Origin of the sequence: Cytobacillus gottheilii (assembly GCF_001636345.1) — a bacterium.
Taxonomy (GTDB): Bacteria; Bacillota; Bacilli; order Bacillales; family Cytobacillaceae; genus Cytobacillus; species Cytobacillus gottheilii.
The window spans coordinates 217,793-228,208 of the sequence record NZ_KV440945.1; the positions used below are offsets into that span (position 1 = coordinate 217,793).

Consider the following 10,416-nt stretch of genomic DNA (forward strand, 5'->3'; position numbering starts at 1 on the left):
AAGGTGTTCCTTTTGTTCAGCTAAACAATATAGCCTGTTCACCCTTGGACAAATCATGGATTAGGTCGGTATGGTTGAATGCGAGCATAAATGTAGCTACAATAGTCCTTATGGAATAGCTGTCTAATGAGGTGAAATAATTGAAAAATGTACATAAGCTAACAGAGGGTGCCGTATTTTTGGCGATCTTCGCCGTTTTATTAATGATTACCATATATGTGCCGGTAATTGGAGCCGTTGTCAATTTTGTGCTGCCGGTGCCGTTTATGATGATTGCCGCAAAGCATGCCAGAAAGGACGCTCTTTTGTTCTTCGTAGCTGCAGTCCTAATCTCCTTTATAACAGGGACCATATTTGCTGTGCCTGTCACGCTTTTATTTGGTTTAACAGGACTTGTGATCGGGGATTTTCTTAGAGAGAAGAAAGGCCGTTTAGAAACCTATATTGCTGGTTCATTGGCCTTCCTGCTTGCTACGCTGGGGGTATATGCGGTTTCCGTTCTCGTAATGGATATCAATTTTGTGGAAGAAAGTATATTGGTCATGAAAGAATCGATTGCGATGGCAAAAGATATGATGGCGGCAATGGGGCAAGGAGGAGACGAGCTGTTCGAACAGCTTGATGCAGGAGTTGAAATGATTCAGACATTGATCCCGACGCTTTTAATTATGTCTTCTTTTCTAACTGTATTTTTCCTGCAGCTTATTGCATTTCCGATTATTAAAAGATTCGGTGTGGAAGTCAGCAAATCGAAGCCATTTAGAGAGCTGTCATTTCCTAAAAGCATCCTGTGGTACTATTTGCTTGCTATCATTGCTTCATTGCTCCTTCAGCCTGAAGAAGGAAGCTATTGGTTTCTTGCACTAGTAAACTTAACCTATATTCTTCAGATCTTTATGGTCATTCAAGGATTCTCACTCATTTTTTATTTTAGTTATAAGAAGGGGCTCCCAAAAGCTTTCCCGATAATAGCGCTCGTACTTTCGTTATTATTGCCGATTCTCCTTTATATTGTGAGATTATTAGGTATAATTGACTTAGGGTTTGGATTAAGACAAAGAGTAGAAAGCAGAGATGTTTAGGAGCTGAAAGAATGCCTTCATATTTAGAAAAGCGGTCCATCCGCTATCCGATTTTCGGATTAATGGGCGTAACAGCGGTGCTTCTTGGGGTATTAGCATATTACAATTGGATCATCGGTCTTATAGCATTACTTATTGCTGTTCTTCCTTTTTACTTTCTGTTCAAGCTAAATAATGAACAGATCAAAGAAACAGAAGAATATATTTCAACTCTGTCTTACCGGGTGAAAAAGGTTGGGGAAGAAGCATTGATGGAAATGCCTATTGGCATTATGCTCATTAATGATGAATATTTTGTTGAGTGGACCAATCCATTCCTTGCTACTTGTTTTGATGAAGATACGCTTGTGGGCAGGTCGCTTTATGATGTAGCGGATTCACTTGTTTCTATTGTGAAGCAAGAAGTAGAGAGCGAAGTGATTACACTTCATGACCGGAAGTTCCGTGTCATTCATAAGCCAGAGGAACGGCTGCTGTATTTTTTTGATGTAACGGAACAGACAGAAATTGAGAAGATGTATGAGGCGGAAAGAACGGTAATAGCCATCATCTTTTTAGATAATTATGATGACCTTACTCAAGCAATGGATGATCCGACAAGAAGCAGTATAAATAATCTTGTTACGTCCATTTTGAATCATTGGGCAACGGAAAATGGAGTCTTTTTAAAGCGTGTTTCCTCAGAGCGTTTCATTGCTGTTTTTAATGAAAACATCCTGCGCCTTTTAGAAAAAGGGAAATTTACGATTTTAGACGAGGTCAGGGAAACGACAGCAAAACAGAATGTGCCGCTTACGCTTAGTATAGGAGTTGGTACAGGCGTCTCAAGCTTGCCTGAACTGGGCACACTGGCACAGTCCAGCTTGGATCTTGCTTTAGGAAGAGGCGGCGATCAGGCAGCAATTAAGCAGCCGAATGGGAAAGTAAAATTCTTCGGAGGGAAAACCAATCCGATTGAAAAAAGAACAAGGGTGCGTGCGAGAGTCATCTCACATGCGCTAAAAGAGCTGATTGCTGAAAGTGATAAGGTAATCATAATGGGGCATAAACGGCCTGATATGGATGCAATCGGCGCGGCTATAGGCATTCAGAAGGTAGCACAAATGAACCAGCGTGAAGGCTATATCGTTATGAATGCTCAAGAAATCGACATGAGTGTGCGCAGGCTGATGGGTGAAATTGAAAAAAATGAAGCTTTGTTTTCTAAATTCATTACACCTGAGCAAGCGATGGAAATGGCTACAGATGACACATTATTGGTTGTAGTTGACACGCATAAGCCTTCTTTAGTCATTGAAGAAAAGCTGCTGGCGAAAATCGACCATGTTGTTGTCATTGACCATCACCGCCGAGGAGAAGAGTTCATAGCCAACCCGCTTCTTGTATATATGGAGCCATATGCCTCTTCAACGGCTGAACTCGTTACAGAACTGCTTGAATATCAGCCCAAAAACAGCAAAATTGAAATGCTTGAAGCGACCGCTTTATTGGCTGGCATCATTGTGGATACGAAAAGCTTTTCATTGCGTACAGGTTCTCGTACCTTTGATGCTGCCTCCTATTTGCGGGCCTTGGGAGCAGATACCGTTCTCGTTCAAAAGTTTTTAAAAGAAGATGTCGATACGTATATTAAGCGGGCTAAATTAATTGAGACCGTTTCGTTTTACCGGGATGGCCTTGCCATTGCAAAGGGGGATCCAAACCAGGAATTTGATCAGGTGCTCATTGCCCAGGCAGCAGACACCCTGCTGACAATGGATGGAGTTATTGCTTCCTTCGTCATCTCGTATCGTTCGGATCATATTATTGGGGTCAGCGCTCGTTCGCTCGGTGACGTGAATGTACAAGTTATTATGGAGAACCTAGAGGGCGGTGGCCATCTGACAAACGCAGCTACACAACTTCAGGATATCTCCATTGATGATGTTGAAATCAAACTAAAAGAAGCAATTGATGATTACTTTGAAGGGAGAAAGAACGAATGAAAGTTATATTCTTAAAAGACGTAAAAGGCAAAGGCAAAAAAGGCGAAGTGAAAAATGTTGCAGATGGTTATGCGCATAACTTCTTAATTAAAAATGGTCTTGCAGTTGAAGCAAACCAATCAGCTGTCAGCACACTAAATGCTCAGAAGAAAAAAGAAGAAAAGGTTGCTGCTGAAGAATTAGAAAGTGCAAAAGAGCTAAAAGAAACGATTGAAAAACTGACTGTTGAATTTTCAACAAAAGCTGGTGAAGGCGGCCGCTTATTCGGTTCAATCACAAGCAAGCAAATTGCAGAAGAACTGCAGAAAAAACATAAAATCAAAATTGATAAGCGTAAAATTGAGCTTAATGACGCTATTCGTTCATTAGGGTATACAAAGGTTCCTGTTAAGCTTCATACAGAAGTAACAGCAACTCTAAATGTTCATGTAAAAGAAGCAAACTAATATTGGAAATACAGAAATGAGATAAACATGTTACAATAGATAAGTCCTATTAAATGTGATCGGTTCCGGCTGGTCACATTTTTTAGGACTTAAAATAGTTATTTATGTCCTTTATATATATATTTATCTAGTTTTAGCGCTTCGTTCGCCATGCAGGGCTGAGCAAGGCGCTTCCGCATTTCAAATTAGGGGGTTTTATTATGAATGAAGCATATGCTGATCGTCTCCCTCCGCAGAATATGGAGGCCGAACAAGCTGTATTAGGAGCCATATTTTTGGAGCCTTCCTCCCTTACTTTAGCATCTGAAATACTAATTCCAGAAGATTTTTACCGGGCATCACATCAGAAAATATTCAATGTCATGCTGAAGCTGAACGATGCAGGTAAAGCAGTTGACCTCGTCACCGTTACAGAGGAATTGAACGCAGCCAAGCTGCTTGAGGATACAGGCGGTGTCAGTTATTTAAGTGAGCTTGCCGGCTCTGTTCCAACAGCGGCAAACATGGAGTATTATGCAAAAATTGTTGAAGAAAAATCGCTGCTGCGAAGACTGATTCGTACAGCTACTACGATTGCACAAGACGGCTATTCCCGTGAGGATGAAGTTGAATCTTTATTAGGTGAAGCAGAAAAAAGCATTCTGGAAGTGGCACAGCGCAAAAATGCTGGCGCCTTTCATAATATTAAAGATGTGCTTGTCCGCACTTACGATAATATTGAAGTCATGCATAACCGAAAGGGCGATATTACCGGGATCGCCACCGGCTTCGCAGAGCTGGATAAAATGACGGCTGGGTTCCAGCGTAATGACTTAATCATTGTGGGGGCACGTCCTTCCGTTGGTAAAACAGCCTTTGCCCTGAATATCGCTCAGAACGTCGCAGTGAAGACCCAGGAAAATGTAGCGATTTTCAGCCTTGAGATGGGTGCTGAGCAGCTTGTCATGCGTATGCTATGTGCCGAAGGGAATATTGACGCACAGCGCTTAAGAACAGGATCACTTACTGATGATGACTGGGGCAAGCTGACGATGGCAATGGGGAGTTTATCAAATGCAGGTATTTTTATTGATGATACTCCTGGTGTGCGTATTACGGAAATCCGTTCAAAATGCCGCCGCTTAAAGCAGGAACACGGTCTTGGCATGATTCTAATTGATTACCTTCAGCTCATTTTAGGCAGCGGACGCTCAGGCGAAAACCGCCAGCAGGAAGTTTCTGAAATCTCCCGTTCCCTAAAGGCTCTAGCGCGTGAGCTGCAAGTGCCTGTTATTGCCTTATCACAGCTCTCCCGTGGTGTGGAGCAGCGTCAGGATAAACGGCCAATGATGTCCGATATCCGTGAATCGGGAAGTATTGAGCAGGATGCCGACATTGTCGCCTTCCTATATCGTGATGACTATTATGATAAAGAGTCCGAAGACAAAAATATTATTGAAATCATTATTGCTAAACAGCGTAACGGTCCAGTCGGAACTGTGCAGCTCGCATTCGTGAAAGAGTATAATAAATTCGTAAACTTAGAGAAACGCTATGATGATGCGTACGCGCCGCCTGGTGCATAAGGGGATCAGTTCAAAACTGATCCCTTTTTTCTTTGCTATTTTCATATATTACGAACATATTTTAATAATTTTATAAGAAATGTTCGTGTTTTGTTGACTTTTATCCTTCATTATTGATAAAATTAGTTTGTTTGAAAAGGGATTTAAGTTAACCTCGGAGGTGCATGTTAAATGTCATCAGTAGTAGTAGTTGGAACACAATGGGGAGATGAAGGGAAAGGAAAGATTACAGACTTTCTTTCTGAAAATGCAGAAGTCATCGCCCGTTATCAAGGCGGTAATAATGCTGGACATACAATTAAATTCAACGGTGAAACGTATAAGCTGCACTTAATTCCATCAGGGATTTTTTATAATGATAAAATTTGTGTCATCGGCAATGGAATGGTTGTTGATCCAAAGGCTCTTTTAAAAGAGCTTGCATATTTGCATGAAAAGGGCGTATCAACAGACAACCTTCGCATCAGCAACCGTGCTCATGTTATTCTGCCTTATCACTTAAAGCTGGATGAGGTAGAAGAAGAGCGCAAAGGTGCCAACAAAATCGGAACAACGAAAAAAGGAATTGGCCCAGCATACATGGATAAAGCAGCCCGCGTGGGGATCCGTATTGCGGACTTGCTGGACAAAGAAGTGTTTGAAGAAAAATTGTCTCGTAACCTGGATGAGAAAAATCGTCTTCTTGAGCGCATTTATGAAACAGAAGGCTTCAAGTTAGAAGATATTCTTGATGAGTATTACGAATACGGACAGCAGTTTAAGCATTATGTATGTGACACGTCAGTTGTCTTAAACGACTCATTAGATGATGGACGCCGTGTATTATTTGAAGGTGCACAAGGAGTTATGCTGGATATTGACCAAGGCACATATCCGTTCGTAACATCTTCAAACCCAGTCGCTGGCGGTGTAGCAATTGGATCTGGTGTAGGCCCAACTAAGATTACTCATGTAGTTGGAGTTTCTAAAGCTTATACGACTCGTGTAGGAGACGGTCCTTTCCCAACTGAATTAAATAACGAAATTGGCGATCAAATCCGTGAAGTAGGACGCGAATATGGTACAACAACTGGCCGTGCGCGCCGTGTTGGCTGGTTTGACAGCGTAGTGGTTCGTCATGCGCGCCGTGTGAGCGGAATTACTGATCTTTCTCTTAACTCTATTGACGTATTAACAGGCATTGATACATTAAAAATTTGTACAGCATACAAGTACAAAGGCGAAGTAATTGAAGAATTCCCAGCAAGCCTAAAAGTCCTTTCTGAATGTGAGCCTGTATTTGAAGAGCTTCCAGGCTGGACAGAAGATATCACAGGCTGCAAATCACTTGATGAGCTTCCTGCAAATGCACGGCACTATTTAGAGCGCATTGCACAGCTGACAGGTATTCCATTATCAATCTTCTCTGTTGGCCCTGACCGTTCGCAAACAAACGTAGTCAGAAGCCCTTGGAGACAAAACTAATAACAGATATGTTCGTTAAGGCCAGAGGGGTTTTCTCTCTGGTCTTTTTTTGTGAGGTATTTGGAGACTGCTGCGGCATTGGACGTCACTCTGGTTGGAGGTTTGGCGGATAAAAGGTTGTTTTTGGCGGATAAAAAATTTTCACGGCGGAAATATTGTGTTTTATGGCGGATAAATTTCCTGGACGGCGGATATACAGATTTATTTCAGCGCCAGCAGTTTAAAATCCGGTTAAATTAGGGTAATAGGGATTAAAATGCGAGAGAATGAGTTCAAAACAATGCAGAACTGAAGTGGTATCCGTTATTTTTACGAAATATCTTTAAAAAAGTATTTTATCTGTAAAAATAGTACGCTCTTATGATGTAAATACTCTATCTTTTTCCGTAAACAACATAAACTGTGTGGTTAACAAAAAAGTTTTTAAAAAACTATTGTACAATGTGCAATGCTATGATATTATAAAAAGCGTCGCCAATGAGCAATATTCATGAGCCATTAGCTCAGTCGGTAGAGCATCTGACTTTTAATCAGAGGGTCGAAGGTTCGAGTCCTTCATGGCTCACCATCTTCACTAATAAAATGGCCCCTTGGTCAAGCGGTTAAGACACCGCCCTTTCACGGCGGTAACACGGGTTCGAATCCCGTAGGGGTCATCGGCATTTGGCAGCTGAGAGCAGATCGACAAGAGCGGTCAGTCTCTCAGACGCCATATATAATTAAATGGTCCGGTAGTTCAGTTGGTTAGAATGCCTGCCTGTCACGCAGGAGGTCGCGGGTTCGAGTCCCGTCCGGACCGCCATTTACATAATAAATTGAATGGCTCAGTAGCTCAGTCGGTAGAGCAGATTGCTAACACCCTGGAAATACTTCAGCGGCAATCTGTGAAAAAAATCGAAGGTTTTTTTCACAAAGGACTAGCAGATTTACGATTTAGGAATGAAAACTAATTATGGCTCAGTAGCTCAGTCGGTAGAGCAAAGGACTGAAAATCCTTGTGTCGGCGGTTCGATTCCGTCCTGAGCCATCTCAAAAAGCTGTCTTGAAAATAATCAAGGCAGCTTTTTTCTTTTTACAAAGTTCAACTAATGTATTTATTGCAGCCCAGCTGAATAATGCATAAAATCTTCAAATTTATCACGAAATACTATCTAAACCGTCTTTTCGACAAGCCTTTCCGCTTGTTAAAAGTAATAAAATGTCAGTTATTATACAATTTTGTTACATTATCACTTCTATTCTTTATTAAGAAGAATCATATGGTAAAGTATAGGGGTGTGAAATTTTAGTAGATAAATAGAACTATATGTTTGGAGATTTGTTACAGTAGTCTAGGAGGAGTCACAATGTTTAATTGGAAGGAATCCATAACTACATATACAGTACAAACAACAGAGAGAATGATAAAACAGCTAAAACGGGTTTGTATGACTGCTTTAGCCGCAGGAGCAATTACATTGGCTGCGGGTTCTGCTGCATATGCAGATGGAAGTGAGTTAACAACCGTTTATTACGTATACATGGATGATGAATATATTGGAACCGTTTCTGATAAAAACTTAATAGAAGAAAAAGTGAAAAAGCAGCTGGAAAGCTTAGAAAATGAGTATAGAAATTTAGATGCAATTCTGAAGTCACAAGTCTCTTTTGTTCCAGAACAAGTATTTGCTGCTAATGCCAATACCTATGATGAAGAAACAGCAGACAAGATCAAATCGTCTTTAGCGATTAAGGCTGAGGCATCGGCCATTGTGATTGATGGGAAACAAATTGCTTATTTAGCAGATGAGAAGCAAGCGGAAGAAGTACTTAAGCAAATAAAGCTCAGTTATGTATCAGATGCGCTTTTACGAGCAGTAGAAGTAAACAAAGCGTCTAGTGAGCCTTTACCCGCTTTAGAAGTCAATCAAACACGAGTTGTGGATGTTTCTTTTACAGAAAATGTTTCTGTCTCAGCAGAATCCATTACTCCGGATGAATTAATGACCGTAAAAGAAGCGGTCACTTTGCTGAAAAAAGGAACATTAGAAGATAAAAAGTACACAGTAAAGGAAGGGGATGTGCTTGGCGGCATTGCTGGAGCATATGACCTGACGACTAAAAAGCTTCTCGAATTAAACCCAGTACTAAAAGAGGATTCGATTTTAGATATTGGTCAGCAATTAAATGTAACGGTGTTAAAGCCTTATGTTGATGTTGTGGTAGAGAAAGAAGCCTTGCGCAAAGAGAAGATTGACTATGAAAAAGAAGTCATTGAGGATTCTTCCATGTTCAAAGGCGACACAAAGGTGAAGCAAGAAGGAAAAGAAGGCTCCAGAAATGTTACATATGCTATAACAGAGCAAAATGGCAAACAAACAGCAAAAGAAGAAGTAAGTGAAGAGATTATTACAAAGCCTGTTAAACATATTGTAGTAAAAGGAACCAAGGTCATCCCATCACGCGGTGACGGCAGCTTTGTATGGCCTGCATCAGGCGGCTATGTATCAAGCAAGCTTGGCTACAGATGGGGTAAGCTGCATAAAGGAATCGACATTGCCAGACCAAGCAATCGCACGATTAAAGCCGCAGACAATGGCATTGTCGTATCAGCTGGCTGGGACGGCGGCTATGGCAATAAAATTATCATTGACCATCAAAATGGCTACCGTACAGTTTATGCACACTTAGATTCAATGAGCGTAAGTTCTGGGCAAACAGTCCAAAAGGGATCCGGCATTGGTGTAATGGGCTCTACAGGACATTCAACAGGTATCCATCTGCACTTTGAGCTATACAAAAACGGCAGTCTTCAAGACCCGCTAAATTACGTTCGCTAAGTTTAACTGAAAAAGTCTCTAGTCATTGGCTGCTAGAGACTTTTTCTATTAAACAGACCAATCCGGTGCACTGAAAATGTGGTAAATTAAGTATGAAAGCGGCTAAAAGATGAATTCAAGCCTCTAAAATGATAAAATTTTATATAGGAAAGCGGAAGAACTAAAGCTCCTAGCGCCTGCAGCTGGTCAAAGAAAAGCGGATGATGCAAGAATGGAGCCAAGTAATCGCTTCTCAAATTTGCACCTGAAAACATTAAATGTAAAAATGATATAAACCACAGAAATTGTGCAGAACATACAAATAGAAACTCTCATCATTTTTTCAAGAGAAGGGGACATATATGGATAAGAAAATTCTAGTAGTAGACGATGAAAAACCAATTGCAGATATATTACAATTTAACCTGAAAAAAGAAGGTTTTGATGTACACTGTGCTTATGATGGCAACTCTGCGATTGAAATGGTAGAGGAAATTAAGCCGGATATGATTCTTTTAGATATTATGCTTCCGCAAAGAGACGGTATTGAAGTTTGCCGTGAGGTACGCAAAAAATATGATATGCCGATTATCATGCTGACAGCAAAAGATTCGGAAATCGATAAAGTACTAGGCTTGGAGCTTGGTGCGGATGATTACGTAACAAAACCTTTCAGTACGAGAGAGCTTATCGCACGTGTGAAAGCAAACTTAAGAAGACATCAGCAGATCTCGGATCGTGCGGTTGAAGAAGAGGAAACCAATGAAATTGAAGTTGGTGCATTAACCATTCACCCGGATGCTTATATTGTATCTAAACGCGGGGAGCAAATTGAATTAACACACCGCGAATTTGAACTGCTTCATTACCTGGCAAGACATATTGGACAAGTCATGACGAGAGAGCACCTGCTGCAGACCGTTTGGGGCTATGATTATTATGGGGATGTCAGAACGGTCGATGTAACCGTAAGAAGACTTCGTGAAAAGATCGAGGACAATCCAAGTCATCCAACATGGATCGTTACACGACGAGGAGTGGGGTACTATCTGCGTAATCCCGAACAGGAGTAAAGA

General features: G+C 41.1%; 7 protein-coding genes and 4 tRNA genes. All 11 read left to right on the plus strand.

Going from position 1 to position 10,416, the window contains the following annotated elements; all coding sequences use genetic code 11:
- The first annotated feature begins 140 nt into the window (after window positions 1-140).
- The 11 genes from A6754_RS01150 to yycF all read left to right on the plus strand — a co-directional run bounded on the left by A6754_RS01150 (window position 141) and on the right by yycF (window position 10,413).
- Window positions 141-1,082, plus strand: a complete 942-nt coding sequence (locus tag A6754_RS01150) for a YybS family protein (RefSeq protein ID WP_066441919.1) — start codon at window positions 141-143, stop codon at window positions 1,080-1,082.
- Between the two features lie 11 nt (window positions 1,083-1,093).
- On the plus strand, window positions 1,094-3,067 hold the full coding sequence (locus A6754_RS01155) for a DHH family phosphoesterase (protein WP_066441920.1): 1,974 nt from the start codon (window positions 1,094-1,096) through the stop codon (window positions 3,065-3,067).
- Entirely contained in the window at window positions 3,064-3,513 is a 450-nt protein-coding gene (rplI, locus tag A6754_RS01160) for a 50S ribosomal protein L9 (RefSeq protein ID WP_066441922.1), read from the plus strand. Before A6754_RS01155 ends, rplI begins: the two co-directional genes overlap by 4 nt.
- A gap of 200 nt (window positions 3,514-3,713) precedes the next feature.
- Window positions 3,714-5,078 carry a replicative DNA helicase gene (dnaB, locus tag A6754_RS01165; protein ID WP_066441924.1) on the plus strand — a complete coding sequence of 455 codons (1,365 nt, stop codon included), beginning with the start codon at window positions 3,714-3,716 and terminating at the stop codon, window positions 5,076-5,078.
- A 171-nt stretch (window positions 5,079-5,249) separates the two neighbouring features.
- Complete coding sequence (locus tag A6754_RS01170) at window positions 5,250-6,542, plus strand: adenylosuccinate synthase (RefSeq protein WP_066441926.1); 1,293 nt, start codon at window positions 5,250-5,252, stop codon at window positions 6,540-6,542.
- A 492-nt stretch (window positions 6,543-7,034) separates the two neighbouring features.
- A tRNA-Lys gene (locus A6754_RS01175) sits at window positions 7,035-7,110 on the plus strand.
- 16 nt (window positions 7,111-7,126) lie between these two features.
- Window positions 7,127-7,198, plus strand: a tRNA-Glu gene (locus A6754_RS01180).
- A gap of 69 nt (window positions 7,199-7,267) precedes the next feature.
- Window positions 7,268-7,344 (plus strand) — tRNA-Asp (locus A6754_RS01185).
- A 152-nt stretch (window positions 7,345-7,496) separates the two neighbouring features.
- Window positions 7,497-7,569 (plus strand) — tRNA-Phe (locus tag A6754_RS01190).
- Window positions 7,570-7,888: 319 nt separating this feature from the next.
- Window positions 7,889-9,361 carry a M23 family metallopeptidase gene (locus A6754_RS01195; RefSeq protein ID WP_066441927.1) on the plus strand — a complete coding sequence of 491 codons (1,473 nt, stop codon included), beginning with the start codon at window positions 7,889-7,891 and terminating at the stop codon, window positions 9,359-9,361.
- A gap of 341 nt (window positions 9,362-9,702) precedes the next feature.
- Window positions 9,703-10,413, plus strand: coding sequence for a response regulator YycF (yycF, locus tag A6754_RS01200; protein WP_066441928.1), 711 nt, complete (start codon window positions 9,703-9,705; stop codon window positions 10,411-10,413).
- Window positions 10,414-10,416: the final 3 nt, after the last annotated feature.